The 25,394-nt window shown below is 69.9% G+C and carries 19 protein-coding genes; 12 read left to right on the top strand and 7 right to left on the bottom strand.

The annotated features are described in order from the left end of the window. Positions 1-2: 2 nt before the first annotated feature. The 4 genes from HSO01S_RS12175 (at position 3) to HSO01S_RS12190 (ending at position 4,190) form a co-directional block, all read left to right on the top strand. Complete coding sequence (locus HSO01S_RS12175) at positions 3-1,535, top strand: sugar ABC transporter ATP-binding protein (RefSeq protein ID WP_066041751.1); 1,533 nt, start codon at positions 3-5, stop codon at positions 1,533-1,535. A 27-nt stretch (positions 1,536-1,562) separates the two neighbouring features. Continuing rightward, positions 1,563-2,570 (top strand): Gfo/Idh/MocA family protein, encoded by a 1,008-nt coding sequence (locus HSO01S_RS12180; RefSeq protein WP_084361667.1) that lies wholly within the window; start codon positions 1,563-1,565, stop codon positions 2,568-2,570. Between the two features lie 73 nt (positions 2,571-2,643). Further along, the gene (locus HSO01S_RS12185) at positions 2,644-3,438 is read left to right on the top strand and encodes an SDR family NAD(P)-dependent oxidoreductase (RefSeq protein WP_066041755.1); all 795 of its coding nucleotides are present in this window, start codon (positions 2,644-2,646) and stop codon (positions 3,436-3,438) included. After that, positions 3,435-4,190 carry an SDR family NAD(P)-dependent oxidoreductase gene (locus HSO01S_RS12190; protein ID WP_066041756.1) on the top strand — a complete coding sequence of 252 codons (756 nt, stop codon included), beginning with the start codon at positions 3,435-3,437 and terminating at the stop codon, positions 4,188-4,190. The genes HSO01S_RS12185 and HSO01S_RS12190 overlap by 4 nt, the downstream gene beginning before the upstream one ends. A 302-nt stretch (positions 4,191-4,492) precedes the next feature. Here the strand turns inward: HSO01S_RS12190 and HSO01S_RS12195 are convergent, their stop codons facing one another. Then, entirely contained in the window at positions 4,493-5,566 is a 1,074-nt protein-coding gene (locus HSO01S_RS12195; RefSeq protein ID WP_066041757.1) for a LacI family DNA-binding transcriptional regulator, read from the bottom strand. Next, positions 5,566-6,834: a M24 family metallopeptidase gene (locus HSO01S_RS12200; protein ID WP_066041761.1), complete on the bottom strand. Its 1,269-nt coding sequence runs from the start codon at positions 6,832-6,834 to the stop codon at positions 5,566-5,568. Before HSO01S_RS12200 ends, HSO01S_RS12195 begins: the two co-directional genes overlap by 1 nt. Before the next feature lie 170 nt (positions 6,835-7,004). Between HSO01S_RS12200 and HSO01S_RS12205 the strand changes: the two genes are divergently transcribed. Then, positions 7,005-7,796, top strand: a complete 792-nt coding sequence (locus HSO01S_RS12205; RefSeq protein ID WP_084361621.1) for an SDR family NAD(P)-dependent oxidoreductase — start codon at positions 7,005-7,007, stop codon at positions 7,794-7,796. Between the two features lie 52 nt (positions 7,797-7,848). On the opposite strand, the gene HSO01S_RS12210 is transcribed toward HSO01S_RS12205, so the two are convergent. After that, positions 7,849-9,561, bottom strand: coding sequence for a RecQ family ATP-dependent DNA helicase (locus HSO01S_RS12210; protein WP_066041767.1), 1,713 nt, complete (start codon positions 9,559-9,561; stop codon positions 7,849-7,851). 157 nt (positions 9,562-9,718) lie between these two features. Between HSO01S_RS12210 and HSO01S_RS12215 the strand changes: the two genes are divergently transcribed. From HSO01S_RS12215 to HSO01S_RS12230, 4 genes are read left to right on the top strand one after another with little or no spacing between them, the layout of a single operon-like run. Continuing rightward, entirely contained in the window at positions 9,719-10,321 is a 603-nt protein-coding gene (locus tag HSO01S_RS12215; protein ID WP_066041770.1) for a winged helix-turn-helix domain-containing protein, read from the top strand. Further along, positions 10,318-11,730 carry an MFS transporter gene (locus HSO01S_RS12220; RefSeq protein WP_066041772.1) on the top strand — a complete coding sequence of 471 codons (1,413 nt, stop codon included), beginning with the start codon at positions 10,318-10,320 and terminating at the stop codon, positions 11,728-11,730. The genes HSO01S_RS12215 and HSO01S_RS12220 overlap by 4 nt, the downstream gene beginning before the upstream one ends. Positions 11,731-11,781: 51 nt before the next feature. Next, positions 11,782-12,618, top strand: a complete 837-nt coding sequence (locus HSO01S_RS12225) for an ABC transporter permease (protein WP_066041773.1) — start codon at positions 11,782-11,784, stop codon at positions 12,616-12,618. Next, the gene (locus HSO01S_RS12230; RefSeq protein ID WP_218003806.1) at positions 12,615-13,394 is read left to right on the top strand and encodes an ABC transporter ATP-binding protein; all 780 of its coding nucleotides are present in this window, start codon (positions 12,615-12,617) and stop codon (positions 13,392-13,394) included. Before HSO01S_RS12225 ends, HSO01S_RS12230 begins: the two co-directional genes overlap by 4 nt. Before the next feature lie 15 nt (positions 13,395-13,409). Here the strand turns inward: HSO01S_RS12230 and HSO01S_RS12235 are convergent, their stop codons facing one another. Then, complete coding sequence (locus HSO01S_RS12235; RefSeq protein ID WP_066041775.1) at positions 13,410-15,995, bottom strand: glycosyltransferase; 2,586 nt, start codon at positions 15,993-15,995, stop codon at positions 13,410-13,412. A 76-nt stretch (positions 15,996-16,071) separates the two neighbouring features. Here HSO01S_RS12235 and HSO01S_RS12240 point away from each other — a divergent pair, with 76 nt between their 5' ends. Next, positions 16,072-17,157, top strand: coding sequence for a glycosyltransferase family 2 protein (locus tag HSO01S_RS12240; RefSeq protein WP_169799982.1), 1,086 nt, complete (start codon positions 16,072-16,074; stop codon positions 17,155-17,157). Positions 17,158-17,204: 47 nt separating this feature from the next. Here the strand turns inward: HSO01S_RS12240 and HSO01S_RS19215 are convergent, their stop codons facing one another. Beyond that, the gene (locus HSO01S_RS19215; RefSeq protein ID WP_066041780.1) at positions 17,205-17,678 is read right to left on the bottom strand and encodes a hypothetical protein; all 474 of its coding nucleotides are present in this window, start codon (positions 17,676-17,678) and stop codon (positions 17,205-17,207) included. Between the two features lie 148 nt (positions 17,679-17,826). Further along, the gene (locus tag HSO01S_RS12250; protein ID WP_066041782.1) at positions 17,827-21,360 is read right to left on the bottom strand and encodes a glycosyltransferase; all 3,534 of its coding nucleotides are present in this window, start codon (positions 21,358-21,360) and stop codon (positions 17,827-17,829) included. Between the two features lie 123 nt (positions 21,361-21,483). Between HSO01S_RS12250 and HSO01S_RS12255 the strand changes: the two genes are divergently transcribed. Together HSO01S_RS12255 and HSO01S_RS12260 are read left to right on the top strand one after the other, a co-directional pair. Next, positions 21,484-23,835: a hypothetical protein gene (locus HSO01S_RS12255; protein WP_066041784.1), complete on the top strand. Its 2,352-nt coding sequence runs from the start codon at positions 21,484-21,486 to the stop codon at positions 23,833-23,835. Positions 23,836-23,909: 74 nt separating this feature from the next. Continuing rightward, positions 23,910-24,980 carry an NAD-dependent epimerase/dehydratase family protein gene (locus tag HSO01S_RS12260; RefSeq protein WP_066041785.1) on the top strand — a complete coding sequence of 357 codons (1,071 nt, stop codon included), beginning with the start codon at positions 23,910-23,912 and terminating at the stop codon, positions 24,978-24,980. Positions 24,981-25,076: 96 nt separating this feature from the next. On the opposite strand, the gene HSO01S_RS12265 is transcribed toward HSO01S_RS12260, so the two are convergent. Then, complete coding sequence (locus HSO01S_RS12265; protein ID WP_245635995.1) at positions 25,077-25,394, bottom strand: hypothetical protein; 318 nt, start codon at positions 25,392-25,394, stop codon at positions 25,077-25,079.

Here is a 25,394-nt window from a genome sequence, read left to right on the forward strand (position 1 = left end):
CGATGACCGACACCGCAGTGGGAACCACCCAGCCTCTGTTCGAGGCGCGCAGCCTCACGAAGAGCTTCGGACCCGTCCGGGCCGTGAAGTCCGTGTCGATCCAGTCGCGGGTCGGCGAAGTGCTGGGCCTCGTCGGCGAGAACGGAGCCGGCAAGTCGACGCTGCTCAACATGATCAGCGGCACCACCGAGCCCGACTCGGGCGAGCTGCTGCTCGGCGGCCAGGAGGTGAACTTCCGCACCTACCAGGAGGCCACGCAGCGGGGCGTCTTCCGCATCTTCCAGCACCAGGCGCTCGTGCCGAACCTCTCGGTCGCGGCCAACGTCTTCCTGGCCCAGGAGTCGAAGTTCACGCGCTTCGGCGTGCTCGACTCGAAGCGGATGCGCCGACTGACGCAGGACATCTTCGACGAGCTCGGGATCGAGCTCCGCACCGACACCGAGCTCAGCACGCTGAAGTTCGCCGAGCGCCAGGTGGTCGAGATCGTGCGGTCGCTCGCGCAGGCCCGGCTCCTCGGCATCGAGCACCCCGTCATCCTGTACGACGAGCCGACCAGCGCGCTCTCCCGCGAGCAGATCGAGTTCTTCTTCGGCTTCGTGCGGAAGATCCAGCCCAACGCGGCCCAGGTCTTCGTCTCGCACCGCCTCGAGGAGATCATCGAGCTCTGCGACCGCATGATCGTGCTGAAGGACGGCGAGGTCGTGAGCGTGCAGGACGACCCGCACGCCCTCTCCGAGACGCGCATCCACGAGCTGATGGTCGGCCGCAAGGCCGAGGCCTACAACCGCAGCCACCACGTCGACTACACCCAGACCCCGCGCCTCGAGGTCGAGGGACTGACCGGCGAGGGCTTCGCCGACGTGTCGCTCCGGGTGATGCCCGGAGAGGTGCTCGGCATCGCCGGGGTCGTCGGCTCGGGCAAGTCCGAGTTCGGTCGCGCCGTGTTCGAGCTGGGCAAGGGCGTCGAGGGCCGGATCGAGATCGACGGGAAGGCGCCGGAGCGCGACGGTTCGCGCGCCGGCATCCGCGCCCGTCTCGGCTACGTGCCGACCGAACGTCATAAAGACGGACTCGTGCTCGGCATGTCGGTCGCGCACAACCTCTCGCTGCCCGAGATCGGCGCGGCGATCGGCTCGCCGGTGATCAACAACCGCAAGGAGACCGCCAACACGAAGAAGGCGATCACCGAGCTCGGCATCCGGACCCCGGGGCCGGACACGCTGGTCAGCAGCCTGAGCGGCGGCAACCAGCAGAAGGTGCTGCTCGCCCGGTGGACCACGCTCGGCTCGCGGCTGCTCGTGCTCGACAACCCGACCAACGGGGTCGACGTCGGTGCGAAGGCCGAGATCTACCGGCTGATCGAGAGCCTGACCGAGACCGGGGTCTCGGTGGTGCTGATCAGCGACGACCTGCCCGAGATCCTGGCGTTGGCCGATCGGATCGTGGTCATGAAGGACGGCCAGGTCAGGACGACGACCGACATCGATCCGGCGAACCCGCCGTCCGAGGTCGAACTCGTCGCCGCGATGGTCTGAGTCACCAGAACCTCGAGGGAGTCGATGATGACGAAGGAACCCCTGCGGATCGGCGTGCTCGGCGCCGCCCGGATCAACGACATGACGCTGTTCCCGCCGGCGGAGGACATCGGTGCCCGGATCGTGGCGGTCGCCGCCCGCGACCGGGATCGCGCCGAGGCCTACGCCCGGGAGCACGGTATCGAGCGGGTGGCCGACGACTACGCGGCGCTGATCGCGGATCCGGAGGTCGAGGCGATCTACAACCCGCTGCCGAACAGCCTGCACACCGTCTGGAACCTGGCGGCGATCGAGGCCGGCAAGCACGTGCTGGGCGAGAAGCCGTTCGCGAGCAACGCCGAGGAGGGCGAGCGGATGCACGCGGCTGCCGAGGCGCATCCGGAACTCGTCGTCTTCGACGGGCTGCACTACCGCTACCACCCCGTCTTCAAGCGGCTCCAGGAGATCGTGCGCTCGGGCGAGATCGGCGAGGTGCAGCACGTGCGCGCGGTCATGACCGTGCCGGTACCGGACCTCTCGGACATCCGCTGGTCGTGGCCGCTGGCCGGCGGGGCGATGATGGATCTCGGGATCTACTGCATCGACGTCATCCACACCCTCGCGGCCGATCTCGGCGGTCTGCCGACGCTCACCTCGGCGACGATGGGGCATCTGGACGGCACGCACCCCGAGATCGACTCCTGGTCCGAGCTCACCTACGAGCTGCCGAACGGGGCGCCGGCGGTGGCCGAGATGAACCTGATCGGCCCGCAGCACTTCGTGATCACGGTCACCGGATCGCGCGGCACCGTGCACCAGGCGAACCTGAGCTACGTGCACACCGACGACCGCATCCTCGTCTTCACCGGCGGCGACAGCCGCGTCGAGGAGCTCGGCCGCACGAGCAGCTTCATCTACCAGATGCGGGCCTTCGAGGACGCGGTGCGGAACGGCACCCCGTACCCCACCAACACCGCTTCGGCGCTCGTCGACCTCCGGGCCGTCGACGCCGCCTACGCGATGGCCGGCCTCCCGCCGCGCCCATCGGGCACCTGACCGCGCGAGCGGATGCACCTGACCGCGTGAGCGGAGAAACCCTGACCGCGCGAGCGGAGAAAAGAGAGAGAACATGGCAGAGACCACGACCGGCCGCACCGTCTTCATCACGGGCGCCGCCGGAGGAATCGGCCGCGTGGCCGTCGAGCGCTTCGTGTCGGAGGGCGACGCCGTCGTGCTCGCCGACCTGAGTCTCGAGGCCGTGCAGAAGGTCGCCGACGAGATCGCCGAGCGCTACCCCGACGCGAAGATGCTTTCGCTCGCCGTCGACCAGTCGTCGGAGGAGTCGCTCCGAGAGGCGCGCAAGGCGATCGAGGACTGGTCGGGATCGCTCGACGTGATCGCCCTGGTCGGCGGCACGGTGCAGGCCGTCGGCGCCTCGGTGCTCGAGCTCACCACGGAGGAGTGGGACCGCGTGCACAACACCAACCTCCGCGGCGTCTTCCTCGCCAGCCGCGAGCTCGTCCCGCTGCTGCCGAAGGATTCGGGCGCCTCGGTGATCGCGGTCGCCTCCTACTGGGGCCGGAGCGGGCACGCCTTCTACTCCTCTTACTGCACCTCCAAGGCGGGGGTCATCAGCTTCGTGCAGTGCCTCGCGGGGGAGCTCGCCGAATCCGGCATCCGGGTCAACGCGGTCGCCCCCGGCAACATCAACACCGGGATGCACCAGGCGGCTCTCGCGAGCGAGGCCGTCGAGCGCGGCATCAGCTTCGAGGAGATGCGCGACATCGAGTGGGCGAAAATCCCGCTCAAGGTCGCCGGCCCGCCCAAGTCGATCGCCGACGCGATCTACTTCCTCTCCTCGGACAACGCCTCGTACATGACCGGCGCCACGGTCGACGTCAACGGCGGGGTCATCTTCGTATGAGGCTCGAAGGCAAGACCGCGATCGTCACCGGTGCCGGCAGCGGCATGGGCGAGGCCATCGCGAAGATGTTCGCCCGCGAGGGCGCCGCCGTGGCCCTGGTCGACATGACCGAGGGCGGGGCGCGAGTGGCGGGCGAGATCCGCGAGGCCGGCGGCACCGCCGAGTCGTGGGTGCTCGACGTGACCGACGAGGAGAGCGTCCGCGACGTGTTCGCGCAGGTGTTCGAACGCTTCGGCGCCCTGAACATCCTGATCAACAACGCCGGGATCGCGGGGCCGGTCGAGCCCACCGACCAGGTCGACTTCGCCGACTGGGAGAAGGTCTACCGGGTGAACGCCGGCGGGCCGTTCCTCTGCACCAAGCACGCCATCCCGTACCTGCGGCAGACGCCCGGGCAGAAGAGCATCGTCAACATGTCGTCGATGTACGCGCTGATCGGCAACGCCGACGTGCCGGTCTACCACGCGACCAAGGCGGCCGTGCGGACGATGACCAAGGTGGATGCGATCACCTACGCCTCCGAGGGCATCCGGGTGAACGCCATCCTGCCCGGCACCATCATGACGCCGATGAACTACGAGAAGGCGCGGCAGACGCCGGGCTACATCGAGCAGATGCAGGAGGTGCACCCGCTCGGGATCCTCGGGGAGCCGGACGACGTGGCGTACGCGATGCTGTTCCTGGCGTCGGACGAGTCGCGGTTCACGACGGGGAGTGAGCTCGTGATCGATGGGGGGTACACCGCGCAGTGATTGTGCCGGCAGGTGAAGGCGGCTTAGACGGTCTCTTGCGTGCCGGTAGGTGGAGGCGGCGTAGACGGTCTTCTTCGTGCCGGCAGGTGAAGGCGGCTTAGACGGTCTTTCGCGTGCCGGCAGGTGTGGGCGGCAAGACGTCCTGCTGTGCTAGTTGCCGGGATGCGCGTGCTTCGCGCGCGTATCCCGGGCTGCGCCGGTCCCTGCCCGGCGCAGCGCGACATGTTCGGCCTCGGTCGCTGGCGCGGCCAAGGCCTCACCTTGGGTTGTCGAGTACGGCCTGTTGGCCTGCACTCCCGTGCTCAGGTCCTCTGTAAGGGACGGCTGGTGGAGGCTCGGACTACTAGGTGGGGGGCCAGGACTGTGCGGGTGCGGGGCGGGGCCTCGCCGGCGAGGGCCTGGAAGGTGAGGCGGGCGCTTCGGCGGCCTACGTCTAGGCCGGGGAGGCGGATGGTGGTGAGGGGCGGGTCGAGGTGGTCGATCAGGGGGACGTCGTTGAAGCCGACGATCGAGACGTCCTCGGGGCAGCGGAGGCCGGCCTCGTGCACCGCATCCAGCGCGCCGACCGCCATCTGATCGTTGTGCGCGAGCAGGGCCGTGGGACGGCGGCCGGCGGGGGCCGCGAGCAACACGGCGGCGAGACGACGACCCTCGGCCACGGTGCTGAGCGCTGCGTGATCGGCCCGGGTGAGATCGGTGGTGCCCGGATGCGCCGCGAGGGCCGCCCGGAACCCCGCCGACCGCTCGGCGAACGACGAGATCTCCGGAGTACCGGGCAGCTCGGCGAGACGGCGGTGACCGAGCCCCAGCAGGTGCTCGGTCGCCATCCGTGCCCCTCGCACGTCGTCCGGCAGCACCTCACGGTGTCGTGCAACACCCGGAGCCGCGGAAGCCCCGGCGGGCGCGGCCGCGAGACCCCGCACCGCGAGCACGACCGGGAGCCGGCTCTCCAGCTCGAGGATGAACTCCTCGTCGGCCAGCCGGGCGGCGCTCATGATGATCGCGTCGACCCGGTTGAGCAGCAGCCGGCTCACCACCGAGCGCAGCCGCTGCGGGTCGTCGTGGGTCTCGGCGACGACCGGCATGCAGCCGAGCGGCCGGCACTCCTCCTCGATCCCGCGGAGCACCGCGACCACGAACGGGTTCTCCAGGTCGGCCACGACGAAGCCGATCGTGCCCGTCGCCCCCGTGCGGAGGCTCCGCGCGAGCGCGTTGCCGCGGTAATCGAGCGAGTCGGCGGCTTCCCGCACGCGCTGCCTGGTCGCGTCGCCGACGAGATGGGCGCGGTCGTCGCTAAGGGCACGCGAGGCCGTCGCGATGTGCACGCCGGCCAGTTCGGCGACGTGCTTCAGGGTGGGCGGGCCGGGCTGCGCCATCAGAACGGGTTGGCGACGACGAGGTCCTCGGCCGGGTACTTGGTCAGGATGACCGGGCCCTCGTCGGTGACCACGACCTCCTCCTCGATCCGGGCCGCGGAGTACCCGTCGGTCGCCGGGCAGTAGGTCTCGACCGCGAACACCATGCCCGCCTTCAGCTCCACCGGCTCCCGGTAGCTGTTCAGGCGCGAGATGATCGGCCGCTCGTGGAGCCCGAGACCCAGTCCGTGGCAGAACTGCAGCCCGAACGCCGAGAGCTCGTCGTCGAAGCCGAGCGACTCGGCCGTGGGGAACAGGCTCGCGATCTCGTCCGACCCGACACCGGGTTTCACGGCGGCGATCGCCGTGTCCATCCACTCGCGGGCCCGGCTGTAGGCCGCCTTCTGCGGCCCGGTCGCACGCCCGACGCTGAAGGTGCGGTAGTAGCAGGTGCGGTAGCCGTTGAACGAGTGGATGATGTCGAAGAACGCCTGGTCGCCGGGCCGGATGATGCGGTCGGTGAAGTTGTGCGGATGCGGGTTGCAGCGCTCGCCGGAGATCGCGTTGACCGCCTCGACCTGGTCGGAGCCGTACTCGTACAGCTTCTTCGCCGCCAGCGCGACGATCTCGTTCTCGCGGACGCCCGGTTTCAGCGCCTCGACGATGTCGGTGTACACGCCGTCGACCATCGCCGCGGCCTGGTTGAGCAGCATGATCTCGTCGACGCTCTTGATCTCGCGGGCGTCGAGCATGTGCTGCTGGGCGTCGACCACCCGCAGGCCCTGCCGTTCCATCTCGAACAGGAAGGGCGGTTCGACGATGTCGATGCCCACCGGCTGCTTCTCGAGCCCGAGGTCGGTGAGCAGCCCGCGGATCTCGGTGACCGCATCCACCATCAGCCCGGCCGTCGGGCTCACGGCGCCGCGGAAGCCGAGGAACCCGGCGTGGTTGTGGTCGGTCTTGAGCCAGGGCGAGTAGAGCTTGTGGTGACGGACGGCCGAACCGAAGTCCCAGAGGTGCGGCTCGGCGCCGCGGGTCAGCAGCGCGTACCGGATCATCTTGTCGCCGAGCGCTCCGCCCACCCAGGACTGGGTGCTGTAGCGGATGTTGTAGAAGTCGAACAGCAGGAACGCTCCGCACTCGCTCGCTTCGAGGGCCGCGGTGGCACGGGCGAGGCGGTACTGCCGCAGGCGGTCGAAGTCCACGCGCTGCTCGTAGTCGACGGCCATCTGGCCCGGGGTGAGGAGCGGGGGCGGGGCGGTGGGTCGGGTGGGGTCTTCAGCACTCATGTCGTCAGGTCTCCATCGATCTGCGTTGAATTCAGCTGGACACGGTGACCGTAACAGGCGGTGCAATCCTTTGCAAGAGGCCCAAATGGTTGTCTGGGCTGAACAATTCTGTAAAGCTGAGGTGAACGCAGGCTCAGCGGAGAGCCTCGAACGAGCAACGAGGAGTGTCGATGGAGACGTCCACAACCGGCCGGACCGTAGTGATCACGGGTGCGAGCGGAGGCATGGGCCGCGAGGCCGCCCATCGGTACGCCGGCCTCGGCGACCGGGTCGCGCTGCTCGACGTCGACGGCGGTGTGCTCGCGTCGGTGGCCGAGGCGCTGCATGCCGAGTTCCCGGATGCCGATCTGCTCGAGGTGGTCTGCGACGTCGCCTCTCCCGAGTCGGTCGACGCGGCGCGTGAGGCGGTGGACGCCTGGTCGGACCGGGTCGACGTGCTCGTGCTGATCGCCGGCGTCGTGCAGAAGGCGGGCCCGATCACCGAACTGCCGATCGAGGAGTGGGACCGCACGCAGAACATCAACCTGCGCGGCGTCTTCCTGATGGCCCGCGCGTTCATCCCGGCCATGCCGAGTCACGCGGGCGCCTCGATCGTGACGATCGGATCCTGGTACGGCCGCTCGGGTCACGCGCTCTTCTCGGCCTACTGCGCCTCGAAGGCGGGGGTCATCAACCTCACCCAGACGATCGCCGGCGAGCTCGCCGAGAAGGGCATCCGCGCCAACGTGGTCTGCCCGGGCAACATCGACACCCAGATGCACCGCAAGGCGCTGGAGGACGAGGCGGCCTCACGCGGGATCACCTTCGACGAGATGAAGGCGATCGAGTGGGCCAAGATCCCGCTCGGCATCGCCGGGCCCGCGAGCACGATCATCGACGCCGTCGAGTTCCTCTCGTCGGCGAAGGCCTCCTACGTGACGGGGGCGTCGATCGACGTCAACGGGGGAGTGCTCTTCCACTGAGTCGCCGCCCGGCTGCGCGTTGATGTGCGCGATGCGCGGTGCGCCGCCCGGCTCACTGTGCCGTGAGCAGGTGCTTCTCGGCGATCAGCTCCTTCGACAGCACGGTGTAGCCCTCCTTCTCGAAGAAGACCGTGATCCGGTCGTCCTCGACACTGACGACGGTGCCGGGGCCGAACTGTTCGTGCTCGACCTTCTCGTCGACCGCGAACTCCTCGGCCCCGGTGGCGCCGGTGCCCGCAGCATCCGCATCCGCATCCGCGTCTCCCTCGGACGCGCCCGAGGTCCCGCCGGCCAGCGCGGCAGAGTACTCATCCGCGGCCCCGGACTCGCAGGTGTCGCAGAGCCCGCAGTTGTGGTCGCTCTGCGCGCCGAAGTACCCCAGGATGAACCGGCGCCGGCACTCGTTCGTCTCGGCGAACAGCCTCATCATGTCGATCCGGCTGTGCTCGATCCTGTCGCGCTGCTCCTGTGCCTCCTGGGCGAGCGAGACGAGCTCGAAGACCCGGCGGTCGCGGCCCTCGGGTGTGAGTGCGAACGAACCGTCGACCTCCTTCACCGCTCCGGCCTCGATCAAGAGGTTCAGCTGCTGGGTGGCCGATCGGGCCGAGACCCCGGTGCCCTCGGCGAGCTCGGCGATCTCGAGCGGCGCCTCCGCCTTCTTCAGCTGCTCGCCGATCGCCGCGAGCTTGGCCGGATGCGGCGACGAGGTCGCGAAGAAGCTGCGGAGGCCCAGGTCTTCCTGCCGGTAGAACAGCACGGCGCGGGCCGGTTCGCCGTCGCGGCCGGCGCGGCCGATCTCCTGGTAGTACGCATCCACCGACTCGGGGATCGACTCGTGCACGACGAAACGGATGTCGGCCTTGTCGATGCCCATGCCGAAGGCCGAGGTCGCGACCACCACGTCGACCTCGCCGGCGTGGAACTCGTCGTAGACCGCCTTCTTCTGCTTCGCCGGCATCGTGCCGTGGAACGCCCTAACGCGGTGGGCACCCGCTTCGGAGAGCTCTTCGGCCAGCTCTTCGGCGTCGCGGCGGGTAGCCACGTAGACCAGCCCGGGGGCCTCGAGCCCGGCCACGCGGTCGAGCACCGCCTGCCGCTTCTCGGACTCGTGCTGGTGTCGCACGACCTCGAGGTGCAGGTTCGGGCGCTCGAAGCCGCTGACCTGGATCTCGGCGTCGCGGAGCCGGAGCTTGGCCACGATGTCCTCCCGCACCGGTGCCGAGCCGGTCGCGGTCATCGCGACGGTGACCGGATGACCCAGGTCGTCGATGATCTCGCCCAGGCGCAGGTAGTCAGGCCGGAAGTCGTGGCCCCAGGCCGAGACGCAGTGCGCCTCGTCGACCACGAACTGCGTGACGCCGCGGGCGGTCAGCCGCTCGCGCACCTCGGGCTTCACCAGCTGCTCGGGGGCGAGGAAGACGACCGCGGTCGCCGCCTTCGCGAGCGACTCCCAGGACGCGGCGTTCTCGTGCTCGGTGCGCGAGGAGTTGATCGCGACCGCGGTGAGGTCGGCGCCCGAGTCGACGAGGTGCTGCACCTGATCCCACTGCAGGGCGATCAGCGGTGTCACGACGACCGTGAGGCCACCGAGCGCGAGGGCGGCCATCTGGTAGATCGCGGACTTGCCGTGCCCGGTGGGCATCACCGCCAGCAGATCGTGGCCTGCCAGTACGGCGGTCACCGCCTCCTCCTGGCCCGGTCGCAGGGACTCGTAGCCGAGCGCTCGGGCGGCCTCCCGTACTGCAGTTCGATCGAGAGTCGCCATCGTGCACCTTCCGTCGCGGTCTCCGCCGACAACGGTACCCAGATCCTCCGACAGTGCGACCCGGTGCCGGGAACATCCTCTTCTGGTAGTGGGATGCACTGTGGGAGACGCGTGCAGAAGAGTTGTGCATAGAAAGCGTGCATGGCATTATCGGAGCATGGGCGACGAGACGTACACCGGGATCCGACTCGACGAGCGCGCCGTGCGGGTGCTCGCGCATCCGCTGCGCTCGCGCATCCTCGGGCGCCTTCGGGTCGACGGGCCTGCGACCGCGACCGAGCTCGCCGCTGCGCTCGACTCCAACACCGGGGCGACGAGCTACCACCTCCGGGCGCTCGAGGGGGTCGGGCTCGTCACCGACACGGGGGAGGGCCTCGGGAAGCGCCGGCTCTGGCGGGCGTCGAGCGACTTCCACACCTGGACCGACTCGGACTTCGCCGGCGACGAGGATGCGCAGACCGCGCTCGGCTGGCTGCAGCGCGACTACATCCGTCAGTTCGCCGCTCGGGCCGAGCGCTGGCAGGACGCCTTGGCGAATTGGCCGGCGGAGTGGGTCGACCGGCTCGGGCTGTCGGACACCTTCGTGACCGTGACCCCTGGGCAGCTGCAGGGCTTCCGGGACGAACTCGAGGAGCTGTTCGACCGGTACCGCACGATCGGGGCGGGGGACCCGGCGGCCCGGCGCATCCACGTCACCACCCACGCCGCCCCCATCGACCCCACCCCGCCCGCGCCCGAGCCGGAAGAGTCGGCACAGTGACGCACGCGCTGAGCGCCGGGCATGCCGAGCGGCGGTTCATACTGCTGACCGCCACACGGTGGCTGCCGGTGGGCGTGGTCTTCGGGCTGACCGTGCTGCTGCCCCTCGAGCGCGGCCTCTCGCTCGCCCAGGTCGGCGCCCTCCTCGCCGTGCAGGGCTTCGTCGTGCTCGGGCTCGAGCTGCCGACCGGCGGGCTCGCGGATGCACTGGGCCGGCGCCCCCCGCTGGTCGCCTCGGGCGTGCTGGCCGTCGCGTCGGCACTGCTGATGGTGGTGGCGACGGGCTTCTGGATGTTCGCGGCCGCGATGCTCCTGCAGGGCGTGTTCCGCGCGCTCGACTCAGGGCCGCTCGAAGCCTGGTACGTCGACAGCGCGCAGGCCGCCGACGCCGGCGCCCCGATCGAGCGGGGTCTGGGCCGGGCCTCCGGGATGCTCGGACTCGCGATCGCCGCGGGCGCGCTGGCCGGCGGAGGACTCGTGGCGTGGCATCCGATCGCCGGCTGGTCGGCGCTCGCCCTCCCGTTCGTGGTGGCGACCGTGCTCTACGCCCTGCACGCCACCCTCGTGGCCCTCCTCGTGCGCGAGCCGGGCCGCCGCCCGCGCACCCCCACCTCGCCCACCCCCGCCCCCACCTCGCCGAGAAGTCACTTTCACGTCCAAAATCCGCGTTTTGGACGTAAAAGTGACTTCTCGGCGGACGGGGTGGGGGTGGATGCGCCCACGAGCACCCGCGCCACGCGCCACGGGCCCCGGGCGTTCGCGCCCGTGGCCGAGGGGGTGCGGCTGCTCGGGCGGTCGCGGGTGCTGCGGTGCCTCGTGCTCGTCGAGGTGTTCTGGAGCCTCGCGATGATCGCTTTCGAGACCCTCACCCCGGTGGGCCTCGCGGGCTTCCTCGGCGGCGAGGATGCGGCTGCGGCCCTGTTCGGCCCGGCCTCCGCCGCGGCCTGGGGGCTGTTCGCCCTCGGCTCCCTGCTCGGCGCGACCCTGGGCCGCCGCATCGGAGTCGCCCGGGCAGCGATCGTCGCGCGCATCCTGAACGGCGGTTTCGTCGTGCTGATGGGGTTCGCGCTCGGCCCCGTCGGGCTGCTGGCGGGCTACGGCCTGGCGTACCTCAGCCATGGCGCGGCGGGGCCGCTGCACAGCACGCTGCTGCACCGCGAGGCCAGCGCCGCGAACCGCTCGGTCGTGCTCTCGATCAACTCGATGATCGCGGGCGGCAGCTACAGCCTCGGGCTCCTCATCCTCACCCCGCTCGCCCAGACCGCCGGCACCGGCGTCGCCTTCGTCGCCGCGGGGGCCTTCAGCGTGATCGGCGCGCTGCTCTACCTGCCGGCGGCCGCCCGGGAACGCGAGACCCGCGCCGACCGCGCCGACCGCGCCCTCAGGCTTCGTGCGGAGACTTTAGGCTAGATTGGTCTGCGGCCACGCGCCCGTGCGTGCACCGTAGGCGACTGAGGACGAATGGGATATCTGAAAGAAGTCTTCGCTTCGAGGGAACTCCTGGCGAACCTGACCCTTCGCGAAGTCCGCGGCCAGTACAAGCGCACCATCTTCGGTCAGCTCTGGTCGCTCGCGAACCCGCTCGCGGCGATGGTCGTCTACACCTTCGTGTTCTCGTTCATCTTCCGCATCCAGCCCGACGCCGGTGACCCCAGCGGCCTGAACGTCTTCGCCCTGTGGCTGCTCTGCGGCCTGCTGCCGTGGACCTTCTTCTCCAACGTGATCAACTCCGGCATGGGCTCGCTGCTCATCAACGCCGGTCTGGTGCAGAAGGTCTACTTCTCGCGGATCGTGCTGCCGCTGTCCTACGTCGGGTCGATCGGCTTCAACTGGCTGTTCGAGATGGCGGTGCTGGTCATCGCGCTGAGCATCGCCGGCGCGTTCGTGCTGCCGTGGATTCCGCTGATGCTCTTGACCATGGTCATCCTCGCGATCTTCGCGACGGGTGTGGCTCTCATGCTCTCGGTGGCCAACGTGCACTTCCGTGACACGCAGTACTTCGTGAGCATCCTGCTGCAGATCTGGATGTACCTCACCCCGATCGTCTACCCGATCAAGCTCGTCGCGACCCAGTCGGACGAGATCGGCGGGCTGTTCGGCAGCAACATCACCCTTCTGGACGTGTACCAGATCAACCCCATGGAGCGTTTCGTCTCCGTGTTCCGCCAGATGCTGTACGACAACCGCTGGCCCGACCCGAACGACTACCTCACCATCGTGATCTGGGCGCTCGTCTCGCTGGTCGTCGGCGTGCTGGTCTTCCGGCGCAGTGAGAAAGGACTGGCTGAACTCCTGTGACCGATCAGAAACTCGCGGTGCGTGTCGACGACATCAGCAAGCGCTTCCGCCTCTACAAAGAGCGTAATCAGACCCTGAAGGCCACCGTCATGCGCGGTCGCCGCTCGGTGCACGAGGACTTCTGGGCCCTTCGCGACGTCTCCTTCGACGTTCCCGAGGGCTCGACCTTCGGCCTGATCGGCAGCAACGGATCGGGCAAGTCGACCCTGCTGAAGTGCCTCGCCAAGATCTACTACCCCGAGAAGGGCAGCATCACGCCCTACGGCAAGGTCGCGGCGCTGCTCGAGGTCGGCTCGGGCTTCCACCCGGAGCTCTCCGGCCGGGAGAACATCTTCCTGAACGGCTCGATCCTCGGGATGTCGCGCAAGGAGATCCTCTCCAAGTACGACGAGATCGTCGAGTTCTCCGGCGTCAGCGAGTTCATCGACCAGCCGGTGAAGAACTACTCCTCGGGCATGTACGTGCGCCTGGGCTTCTCGATCGCGATCCACGTCGACCCGCAGATCCTCGTCGTCGACGAGGTGCTGGCGGTCGGTGACGCCGAGTTCCAGGACAAGTGCCGCCGCAAGTTCTCGGAGTTCCGGGACAAGGGCCGCACGGTCATCCTGGTCAGCCACTCCATGGAGATGGTGCGCGAGATGTGCGACCACGCGGCGTGGCTGAACAAGGGTCAGCTGGTCGCATCCGGCGAGGCCGACCCGACCATCCAGGCCTACCTCGACTCCCTCGGCGAGGCCGGGGAGCGCGAGGGCGGCCACGGCGGCCAGGCCGCCTGACCGCCCCGCCTGCCTCTACTTCGACGCGCGGGTGGAGGCCAGGCGCGAGGTGATCTTGTCGCGGAGCATCGGCACGCCCCCGTCGAAGACGTAGAACCGGGCGAGCGCCAGGTCGCGGCGGAAGCCGTGCCGGCGCGACGCGATGCGGTGGAACTTCTCTTCCTTCGTCATCGGCCCCGAGAACGTCGGGTGTTCCGCCACTCGGCCGAGGCGCCCGCGCGAGCGGCCCGTCGCCGAACCGGCCGCCGTACCGCCGCCGACGAGCTCGAGCGCGCGGTCCGGCGCCGGCTCGGGGTGGCGGCAGAACTCCAGCAGCGGCTCGAGCACGCGCTCCCACGTGAAGTCCTCGCGCACGCGGGAGACGTTGGCGCGCGCCTCGGCGGCCGCCTCGGGGTCGTAGAGCACCTTCTCGAGGGCATCGGCCAGCGCCTGCACATCGCGCTCGGGCACGGCGACGCCGAGGCCCTCCGCGGCCACCAGGTCGCCGAACGAGTCGCCGTCCGTCGTCACGATCGGCAGCTTCGCCCAGAGGTAGTCGAGGATGCGCGTGCGGAACGAGAAGGTCGTCTCGATGTGGTCGTAGTGCGTCGAGACACCGGCGTCGGCCTCGAGCAGGTAGTTCTGCCGGTCGTCGAGGTCGACCCAGGTCTGGTTGAAGAAGACGTTCTTGTCGGTGAGTCCGAGCTCGGCCGCGAGCTGCCGGGTCTGCTGCACGACCGCCATCTCGGGCACATCCGGATTCGGATGCGTGACGCCGAGGAAGAACAGGCGGATGTCGTCGTGCGTCTCGGCCACCTTGCCGACGGCGCGCACCAGGGTGAGCGTGTCGAACCAGTTGTAGATGCCGCCGCCCCAGATCACGATCTTGTCGTTCTCGCCGATGCCCGGCACGACGCCGCGGAGAGCCTTCCGCGTCTTCACCGGCGGCTGCGAGTCCATGCCGAAGGGCGCGAGCGTGATCAGGCCGTCGAGCTTGTCGTCGGCGGCGTAGTTGTCGGGGTTCACCCGGCCGAGCGCGGCGAGCTGGCCGAGCCAGAACAGCCGCTGGCGATCGGAGGCGCAGAGGAAGAAGTCGCCCCGCGCGAGCTGCTGGTTGAGCACCTCGGTGGCCGAGGCGACCTGGTGGTTCCAGCGCGCCGCCCCGTGCTCGCGGCCCTGCTCGAGCTGCTCGAGGTGCATCGGGTCGTAGATGTCGACGACCATGACCTTCTTCGAGGCCTGCAGGGTCGTGAAGTGGTAGAGCGCATAGCCCTGGAAGAAGATGACGTCGGCCCACTCCTCGTGCACCCGCATCTGCCGCTCGTTCTGCAGGTCGACGTGGTGCACCTCGAAGGCGTCGGACTCGCGGGCCGCGCGGTTCCAGGTGACCAGGCGCACCTCGTGCTCGGCCGAGAGGGCCTCGCTGATCTTCCACGCCCGAAGCCCCGGGCCCGCCATCTTCGCGCCCAGGGCGTCGCCGGTGATGACGAGGATGCGGGTGCGCTGGGTGGCCTGCTGGATGCCGAGACCGGCGACGACGGCCTCGTAGCCGTCGAGGAAGCCCTGGTCGAAGTTCAGCGGCGAGAAGAAGCCGTCGAACAGCCGGAACATCTCGGTGTCGGTGCGCGTGCGCGTGGACTGGATCTCGGCCCGCGCGGTCTGCAGCGCCGGCAGCTCGGCGACGAACTGGTCGACGCCGAAGACGCTGGAGAGCACGCCCTTCGGGGTCTTCGCCTCCTCGGCGAGCTCGTCCGGCCCGCCGGCGTTGCGGATGTCGAAGGCCTCCGAGTCGACCTTGCCGTTGGCGATCGCGCGCCGCGAGGAGAGCGCCAGGGCGCCGGCCAGGAAGCGGCCGAGGTTCTCTTCACCGATGTTCTTGTAGAGCACCATGAGCGAGTTGCGCTCGAGCAGATACTCCTCGCGGTAGTCGCCGAACGACTTCATCGAGCCGTGGTGCTTGTGCCGCACCACCGAGTCCGGCGCGAAGCGCACCCGGTAGCCGCGGAGGTTCAGCCGCCAGCCGAGGTCGACGTCGTCGTAGAACATGAACAGGCGCTCGTCGAAGCCACCGAGCTCGGCGAACACGGTGCGGCGCACGAAGAGGGCCGAGCCGGTGCCGAAGAGGATGTCGCGGGGCACGTCGAACTCGGGGCGGTCGGCGCGGCCGAGGTTCGGCTTGAACCCCATCCCGAACCAGGTGAGGCCCGGGCCGACGAAGTCGACGGCGATGCCGTCCCAGTCGAGCACCTTGCTGCCGACCGCGGCGACCGCGGGGGAGACATCGAACTGCGCGAGGGCGGCCGTGATCCAGCCCTTGTCCGGCTTCGCGTCGTTGTTGAGGAAGGCCAGGAACTCGCCCTTGGCCGACTTGGCGCCGAGGTTGCAGCCGCCGGTGAACCCGAGGTTCTCGGCGCTCGTGACGATGCGCACCTGCTTCTCGTCGCCGAAGGCGGCGGTGAGGCGGGCGAGGCTGTCGTCGCCGGAGCCGTTCTCGATCACGATGATCTCGAGCTTGTCGGCCGGGAAGTCGACGGCGAGGGTCTGCCGGACGCACTCGATGGTGTCGTCGGCACCGCGGAAGTTGATGATCACGACCGAGACGGAACCGGTGGAAGAGAACATGCGTGAGGCTCCGAACGTGTGACGGGTGGGGCGGCTCGTGGCCTTCCTCACTATAGCCAAGTAGCATCGAGGGATCGTGGCAGCCGCATCAGACCGTTCCCGAGCGAGCGTGATCATCGTCAACTGGCGGCAGCCGGAGCTGACCGCCCGTGCCGTGGAGTCCGTGCTCGCTCAGCGCACGACCTTCCCGGTCGAGACCGTCATCGTCGAGAACGAGGGCACGGCCGAGTCGGCCGAGGCTCTCCGCGCCCGCTTCCCCGAGGCGGTCGTCGTGCTCAACACCGCCAACGAGGGCTTCGCGGGCGGGGTCACGAGCGGCATCGCGGCGGCCTCGGGTGAGGTGCTCGTGCTGCTCAACAACGACGCCGTCGCGCTGCCCGGGTTTCTCGAGGCGGGTGTGACGCGGCTCGTCGACGGCCCGGCCCGGGTCGCCGCGGTCGCGGCGCGCGTCGTGCTCGAGGGGCGGTTCGCTCCCGATCCCGCGGGGCCCCTCCGCGGCGTCGACGGGGCCCGCTGGGCGCCGGCGGATGACGGCGAGGAGCTGCTGAACAGCACGGGCGTCGTGCTCACGCGCTCGGGCAACTGCTACGACCGCGACTGGCTGCGGCCGGTGGCGGCTGCGGAGCCGGATGCGGGGGCTCAGCCGGGGACGGACGCTCGGCCGCACGCCGGGGCAGACACCGCCGCGTCGCCGTTCGCCTTCACGGGCGGCGCGGTCTTCCTGCGCGCCTCGGCGGTCGCCGCGCTGGGCGGCTTCGACACCCGCTACTTCATGTACTACGAGGACGTCGACCTCTCCTGGCGGCTGCGCCTCGCCGGCCACGAGATCGTCTACGAACCCGGAGCATCGGTGCGGCACCGACACGCGGGGTCGAGCGATCACGACTCCCCGCTCATCCGCTCGTACAGCATGCGCAACCGCACCCTCACGATGCTGAAGAACGCACCGCTCGGGGCCGCGCTGGCCGTCGTGCTGCGCTCGGCGGCCCGTGCCGCGCTCGACCTCGGCCCGCGCCGCGGCGACCCGTACCTCGACCGCGCGGGGTGGCGCCTGTACGCGGGGTCGTTGCGGCGGTTCGGCCCGGCGATCCTCCGCGGCCGACGGGCGACGAGCGCGCGCGAGCGCCGCCGGGTGTTCGGGCTCTACGCCGAGGCCGGCTGACCCGGAAGACTCGGTAAGCCCGCTCAGCCGCTCAGCCGCTCAGCCGCTCAGAGCGAGGACGCGACCTGCACGTTCGGTGCCGCCGGGTCGCCGTCGATGAAGCAGACCTGCTGTCCGGCTCCGGATGCGCGGGTCACCGGGATCACGACGAGCCAGTACCCGGGCCCGGACTGGTCGACCCGGCTCTGATCGACCGGGGAGTAAGCCGAGATCGGGTTGGCGGGGTCGGCATCCGGGGCATCGACGCAGGTCTGGTAGACGTTCTCGGTCGTCCACTCGTCGGAGGGGGCGGGATCCTGTCCCTCGGCCGGAGGCAGCGGCACCGGGGTCGGCTCCGCGGTCGGGGTCGCGCTGGGCGTGGGGGTGGCCGACGGGGTCGGGGTCGCCGTGCGCGTCGCGCTCGCCGTGGGGGAGCCCACGGGCGTCACCACGGGGTCGGTGTCGGGGCCGACGCAGCCGCTGAGCAGGACGACGGCGGCCACCGAGGCGGCCGCACTGAGGGAGAGCCAGAACGTGCGCACGGAAGGATGCTAAGCGAGCAGCCCCCGCGCACGGGTCAGACTCTCCGAGCCGCGACCCGATCGTGACCGAGCGGCTCCGCGCGACGCGCGACGCGACGAACGGTCCGCCACGCGCACGGCCGGCCAGCGACCCGATCGTGACCCGGGCTCAGTCCCGGCCCGGCCGCAGCCGCCCCGGCAAGCCCTTCACGACTCCCACGGCCGCCCCGAGCGTGCCCCTCGCCGCCCGCACCCGCGCGGCGACGTTGTCGATCACGACGAGCGCCTTGCGCTTGCTGGTGCGGTCGATGTGGTGCGCGGCCTCGGCCAGGTACTCCTCGGTGCGTGCGCGGTAGACCGACACCGCACGGAAGTGCGCCATCCTCGCCCGCAACCGGTCGAGGTCGACCGAGCGCTCGAGCTCGGCCAGCACGACGTCGAGCAGGTCGGCGTTGTACGCGTCGAGCGTGCGCACCGTGCCGGGTACCGGCGCCTGACCGTCCGCCGCCTTCGAGGCGGCGCCCGCCACGATGGAGGCCAGCTCGTCGAAGTGCGAGAAGAAGTCGGCCGACTCCTCGAGCCCCAGCCCGGTGACGACCTCGTGGGCGACCTCGGTGTCGAAGAGCACGACGCGCTTGCCGTGCCGGGCCGCCTCGGCCACCGGCAGCCCGAATCCCTCGTAGCACGAGGGGAAGACCACGAGTCCGGCGCCCTCGTAGAGCTCCGCGACCTGACGGTCGGAGAGGCTGCCGCCCGGCACCGGCACGACGTCCCCGCCGTCGTCGAGGTCGTCGCTGCCGAAGACCACGACCGTGCGGCCCTGGCCCCGGAGCGCGGCTGTGGCCGCCGGGAGCTGCTTGTGGGCGAACACGTTGCCGACCACCAGAACGTACCCCGGGGTCGAGACGGCCCGGGCGTAGCGCTCGGAGACGGCCGAGACGCCCTGGCCGGCGCGCAGCACGGGTGCCGACGGCGCCCCCTGGTGCACGACCGTCATCCGGGCGCGCGCATCCGCCGGCAGGTCGGGGAAGAGTGCGATCGTGTCATGGATCGTCGCCTCGCTGATCACGACCGTGCGGTCGGCGAAGCGGAACGCGTCGCGGAGCACCTCGCGGCGGGCGATGTCGTTCTCGAGGATGGTGAGGATGCGCGCCCCGATGACGTCGAGGTGCGTGTTCACCCAGCGGGCGCAGAGCCGGTTGAGCTTGATGATCTGGTTCTCGTCGGTGATCGGCACGAGGGCGAGGCCGAGGTCGAACAGCTCCTCGACCGACTCGTTCCACAGGGTGCGGAAGCCGTACTGGCCGAGGTCGAAGAACGCGACCGCCTCCTTCGACGAGGAGAGCACGAACTCGACGTCGAGGTCGCCGCTCCGGTTGCGCTCGGCCAGCAGGGCGAGGAACGACAGGGCGTTCCGCGAGGTGCCGTCGTAGCGCAGCGTCAGCTGGTGCAGGTCGATCAGCACCCGCTTGTGCGGGTCGGCGCCGTCGAGGAAGTCGGCGAACCAGTCGATCGCATCCATCTCGTACTTCAGGTAGTCCGCGATCGCCTTCTCGAAGTACGGGTAGCGCTCGCGCACGATCGCGGCGTTGCGGTCGATCAGGCGCTGGGTGTCGATCGAGCTCTCCTCGAAGCTCTTCGACCCCTCGTGGATGACGTAGGCGTGGTTCGCGAAGACCGCGGAGTAGCCGAACCGGTTGATCCGGAGGCAGTAGTCGTTCTCTTCGCTGTAGCCGGGGTTGAAGACCTCGTCGAACAGGCCGTAGTCGTCGACGACCGAGCGCTTGACCAGGAAGCAGAAGCCGATCGCGACGGGGGAGACCGTGTAGCGGGGCAGCTCGTCGACGAGGGCCGCGTACTTGCGGAGCGAGTGCTCAATGTCCTCGGGCCCCCGGTGCGGGCGGGAGACGAACGGGAACGAGGCGGTGGTGCCGTTGTTCGTGCGGGGGCAGACCACGCCGTGCTTCTCGGCGAGGTTGAGCACGGCCTGCATCTCGCCGACCGCGCCCGCGGTGAGGCGCGCGTCGCTGTTGAGCAGCAGCACGTCCCGGCCGGAGTCGTCGAGCTCGAAGACCGCCCGGTTGCAGGTGGCGCCGAACCCGAGGTTTCTCGGGTTGCGCTCGTAGCGGGCATGCGGGTTGCCGGCGATCAGGGCGAGCACCCGCTCCTCGAGCAGGTCGGCCTCGGGCCCCAGGTCGTTGACGACGAGCAGGTGGTTGCGGTCGAGCTCACCGTGGTCGAGCACGCTCCGCAGGCAGTTCTCGAGCGAGTCGAGGTCGCCGTAGACGGGGACCACGATCGTGAGCGGCGGGACGACAGGGGCGGGTGCGGCAGCCGCATCGACAGCCCCCGGAGCGACCGCAGGCGCGGCCGGAGCCCGCCGGCTCGCCGCGAACTGGGCGAGCGTCGACTCCAGGCTGGGGTTGCGCTCGGCCGTCCACTCCCGGCGCCAGAGCTCGGCGTCCTCCGGCAGGGTCAGCCAGTACTCGGCGAGGTGGGGCAGCTTCGGGGTGCGCGGCGCAGTTCGGGCGACCTCGCCGATCGCCTCAATGACCGGGGCGAGCGGATGGCGCGACGCGATCGCGGCCGCGTCCCCGGGCGCAGCCGCGGCGTGCGCGGCGAGCAGGTCGCGGTCGGCGGCGTAGCGGGCGATGGCCTCGACCAGGTCGTCGACCCGGCCGTCGAACCCGTCGGCATCCGCCGGCTCGTCGACGACGAAGCCCGAGTGCCCGTCGGCGATCAGCTCACGGGTGCCGCCGACGCCGATGCCCACGACGGGGGTGCCCTGCGCCAGGTACTCCAGCGTGACCCGGCCGAAGGCCTCGCTGCGGGAGAGCATGAGGGCGACGTCGGCCGCGGCGACGAACGGCGCCGGATCCTCGTGGTAGCCCTCGAAGACGATCCGGTCGGCCACCCCGAGTGTGCGGGCGGACGTCTCGAGCTCGCGGAGGTACTCCGGATGGTCGTGCGGGCCGACCACGGTGAGCCGCGCGTCGACACCGCGGTCGCGGAGACCGGCCAGAGCCCGGATCGCGAGGTGCTGGCGCTTCGCGGGGCCGACGACGCCGACCATGACGAGGGAGAGGGGGGAGGAGGGGTCGCTCGTCGGCGCTCCCGGCGGCCCGAGCGCGTCGAGGGCGACCTCGGGGTAGGCCACGAGGATCTCGCGCCCCGGCAGGAACCGCGCGACGTGATCGCGCACGGCCTCGGAGTTCGCGACCACGAGGTCGGAGAAGAAGCCGGCGTCCTCGAAGCTCTGCTCGGCGCCGATGCTGAACGAGAGTCCGTGGTCGAGGTCGCCGAACTCGCGGGCGAACCAGACGTGCGGGGTGCCGGTGAGAGCGGCCGCGACCGCGCCCCACGGGTTCACGATCGAGTTCGTCACGACCACGTCGGGCCGGGTCTCGCGGATGCGCGCGGCGATCTCGAGGACCGCCCGGGAGTCGCGGGTGTCGTTCCGCACGCGGTTTTCGCCGGCACGGTAGAGCGAGGGCAGAGCCCACGGCCAGAAGTCCACGGCGAACACCGACCAGCCGCGCTCGCGGATGCTGTCGGCGAGGAGTCCGGTGCCGGATGCGGTCACCACCTCGATCTCGAGACCGGGTTCCGCCGTCACCCAGGCGTCGCCGAGCGTGAGGAGGGATCGTTCCGCGCCCCCCAGCACGGTTTCGGACTTGCTGTGGTTGACGAGCAGGGCGCGCATCCGTACAGGGTATCGAAAACGTCTCGACACCCGCCTGTCGACAGGGCAGCATGGCGTCTGAACCCTATATTGAAGGCGACCGATCGGATTTGGGGAACACGGAGCGACATGGCTGCACATCGGATGTTCAGGACCATCGCGCTCGCGATCGCCATGGTGATCGCGGCGAGCGGCCTGGTCTACAGCGTCAGCGCGGCTCCCGCCCCGCCGGCCGTCGCCGCTCCCGGGGGCACGTTCGACCCGTCGAACATCATCAGCGACACCCAGTTCTTCGACAGCGGGTCGATGAACGAGCAGGGCATCCAGAACTTCATCCAGGGCCAGAACTGCACGCCCCGCGACGGGGTGCCCTGCCTCAAGGACTACCGCGAGACCACGCCCACCAAGGGCGCCCAGGGCACCGGGCACTGCGCGCAGTACACCGGCGCCGCCTCCGAGAGCGCCGCCCGCATCATCGCCAAGGTGGCCGTCGCCTGCGGCATCAGCCCGAAGGTGCTGCTCGTGCTGATGCAGAAGGAGCAGTCGCTCCTGACGAACCCGAGCGCCTACGGCTACGAGCGCACGATGGGCTGGGGCTGCCCGGACACGGCGGCCTGCAACTCGCTCTACTTCGGCTTCTTCAACCAGGTCTACCGCTCTGCCTGGCAGTTCCGTGAGTACACCAAGAACCCCGGCGAGTGGCGCTACCGTGTGGGCAGCACCTACGTGCAGTACCACCCGAACGCCGACTGCGGCGGCACGACGCTCAACATCAAGAACCAGGCCACGGCCAACCTCTACAACTACACGCCGTACCAGCCGAACGCGGCCGCGCTCGCGAACCTCTACGGCACGGGCGACGGCTGCTCGGCCTACGGCAACCGCAACTTCTGGCGGATGTTCTGGGACTGGTTCGGCTCTCCCGTCGAGCAGTCCCCGGTCGGCAACGTCGACGTGCTGCAGGCGGTGCCGGGCGGCGTCGGCATCTGGGGCTGGGCGCTCGACTCCGACACCTCCAACCCGATCCAGGTGCAGGTCAACCTCAACGGCAACTACCTCACCACCGCCACGGCCGACGCCGTGCGCACCGACGTGGGCCAGCGCTACGGGCTCGGCGACAAGCACGGTTTCGCACTCAACGTCGCGGTCCCCGCCGGCGTCCAGCGGATCTGCGTCTGGGGCATCAACGTGGGCTCGGGCCGCAACATCGAGTTCGGCTGCTGGACCGTGACGGTCGGCGGCGACCCCACCGGCTCGATCGACACCATCGTTCAGCAGCCCGGCGGCTTCGCCGTCTTCGGCTGGGGACTCGACCCCGACACCGCGTCGCCCATCACCATGCAGGTGAACGTCGACGGCCGCTACGGCGGCCAGGTGCAGGCGAACGGTTCCCGCTCCGACATCGCAGCCCGCTACCCCGGCTTCGGCGACAAGCACGGCTTCAACCTGATCGTCAAGACCTCTCCCGGCCCGCACCGCATCTGCCTCTGGGGCATCAACACGGGCGGCGGCCAGAACAAAGAGCTGCAGTGCATCGACGTAACCCAGGGCGGCGCGCCGATGGGCCAGGTCGAGGTGCTGAACCAGGAAGCGCCCGGTTCGATCACGGCCTACGGTTACGCACTCGACCCGGACACCGTCGATCCGATCAACATCCAGTTCAACCTCGACGGCAACTACCTGACGACGGTCAAGGCCGACGGCAAGCGCACCGGCCTCGGCATCCTCGACGCCTACGGCTCGAACCACGGCTTCTCGACCAAGCTCACCGTGCCGGCCGGCAAGCACACGATCTGCCTCTGGGGCATCAACGTCGCCTCGGGCCAGAACCGCGAGCTCAGCTGCAACGTCGTCGAGATCGGCGGCTCGCCGACCGGTGCCATCGAGAACATGGTGCAGAGCTTCGGCCAGATCTCGGTCTACGGCTGGAGCTACGACAAGGACACGGCCGACCCGATCGGTGTGCAGATCAACGTCGACGGCCGGTACGGCGCGAGCGGCACCGCGAACGCGGGCCGCTCCGACCTCAAGGACAAGAGCATCCCGGCCGCCTGGGGCGTCAACCACGGCTTCGGCGTGACGACCCAGATCTTCCCGGGCACCCACACGATCTGCGCCTGGGGTCTGAACACCGGGTACGGCGCGAACAACGCCTTCGCCTGCATGGACACCACGGTCAGCGGGAACCCGCAGGGCAAGGTCGAGTACATCGGGCCGTTCGGCGGCAACCTCGGGGTCTACGGCTATGCGGCCGATCCGGACACCGGGGCGTCGATCGACGTGCACGTCTACCTCGACGGCACCTTCGCCGCGGCGACCACCGCCAACGGAGGCCGCACCGACCTGGGCGGCGTCTACCCGGCCGCGTGGGGCACCAACCACGGCTACGGCGTGCAGTTCCCGGCGTCGCCCGGAACCCACCAGGTCTGCGCCTACGCGATCAACCAGTACATCGGAGACAACACCCTGCTGGGCTGCTACACCGTCACGAAGTAGCCGGGACCCCTGTACTACAGTGGTGGCTTGGCCGCGATCCGGCCCCGATCACGAACACGAAAGAAGCGCATCACATGCCTGATCTCTCCTCGCACCGCGTCGTCGTCACCGGAGGGGCCGGCTTCATCGGATGCGCCCTCTCCCAGCGTCTGGCCGGCCAGGTCGCGAAGTGGGTCGTGATCGACTCGCTGCACCCGCAGGTGCACCCCGTGCAGGAGCGCCCCGCCGACCTGCACGAGGCCGCCGAGCTGGTCGTCGGCGACGTGACCGACCCCGCCGTCTGGGATGCGGTGCTCGCCGACATCCAGCCCACCATCGTCATCCACCTCGCCGCCGAGACCGGCACCGCCCAGTCTCTGGACGAGGCGACCCGGCACTCGCACGTCAACGTGGTCGGCACGACCCAGATGACGGATGCGCTCGGCCGGCACGGCATCGTGCCCGAGCGCTTCCTCCTCTCCTCCAGCCGCGCCGTCTACGGCGAGGGCGCCTGGCAGAAGAGCGACGGCGAGGTCTACTACCCCGGCCAGCGCTCGCACGCGCAGTTCGAGGCCGGCCAGTGGGACTTCCCGGACGCGACCCCGCTGCCCTCGATCGCCTCCCGCACCGTCCCGGCGCCGACGAGCGTCTACGGCGCCACGAAGCTCGCCCAGGAGCACGTGCTCGCCGCGTGGGTCAACGCCCGCGACACGTCGCTCACGGCCCTCCGCCTGCAGAACGTCTACGGCCCCGGCCAGTCGCTGTCGAACCCGTACACCGGCATCGTCTCACTCTTCTCGCAGCTCGCGATGAAGGGGCAGAGCATCCCGATCTACGAGGACGGCAAGATCACCCGCGACTTCGTCTACATCGATGACGTCGCCGACGCCTTCGTCGCGGCGCTCGGCAAGCCCGCCGAGCCGGGCGTGCTCGTCCGCGACGTGGGTTCAGGGGTCGGCACGACCATCCTGCAGCTCGCCGAGTCGATCGCCCGCTTCCACGGCGCTCCGGAGCCGCACATCACCGGCAAGTACCGCGACGGCGACGTGCGCCACGCCGAGTGCTCGATCGAGGACACCCTGGCCACCTTCGACTGGACCCCTGAGTGGGACGTCGACCGCGGCGTCGCGGGTCTCCAGGAGTGGATCGCGGCCCAGCAGGCCTAGCCCGCACGGCTCGAACAGCGAAGGCCCAGGACGGTGACGTCCTGGGCCTTCGTCGTCTGCTGCGGAGCGGCTATTAGGGCTGCGGTGCGGGACTAACTAGGACTGACCGCCAACGGCCGGCTCGCCCACGAACTCGTGCGCCTCACGGGCGAGCTCGGGCCAGAGCTCGAGGTCGCGGATGGTCACCCAGTCGCGGAGCTCGTGGCCGCCGCCGGTGAAGCCGAAGGCCTGGCCGCGCTCACGCAGGTCGGTGGCGCGGGCCTCGGGCAGCTCGACGACGAGGGCGTCGCCGTCGAGGAAGGCGAAGAGCTTGCCGTGCACGAGCAGGCCGTCGGGTGTGACGGCGACGCCGTCCTCGTCGCTCAGCTGGAGGACGAGGGCGTCGTACGCCTCGGTGGTCTGTGCGTCAACCAT

The sequence above is a fragment of the Herbiconiux solani NBRC 106740 genome (assembly GCF_001571005.1).
Classification (GTDB): Bacteria; Actinomycetota; Actinomycetes; order Actinomycetales; family Microbacteriaceae; genus Herbiconiux; species Herbiconiux solani.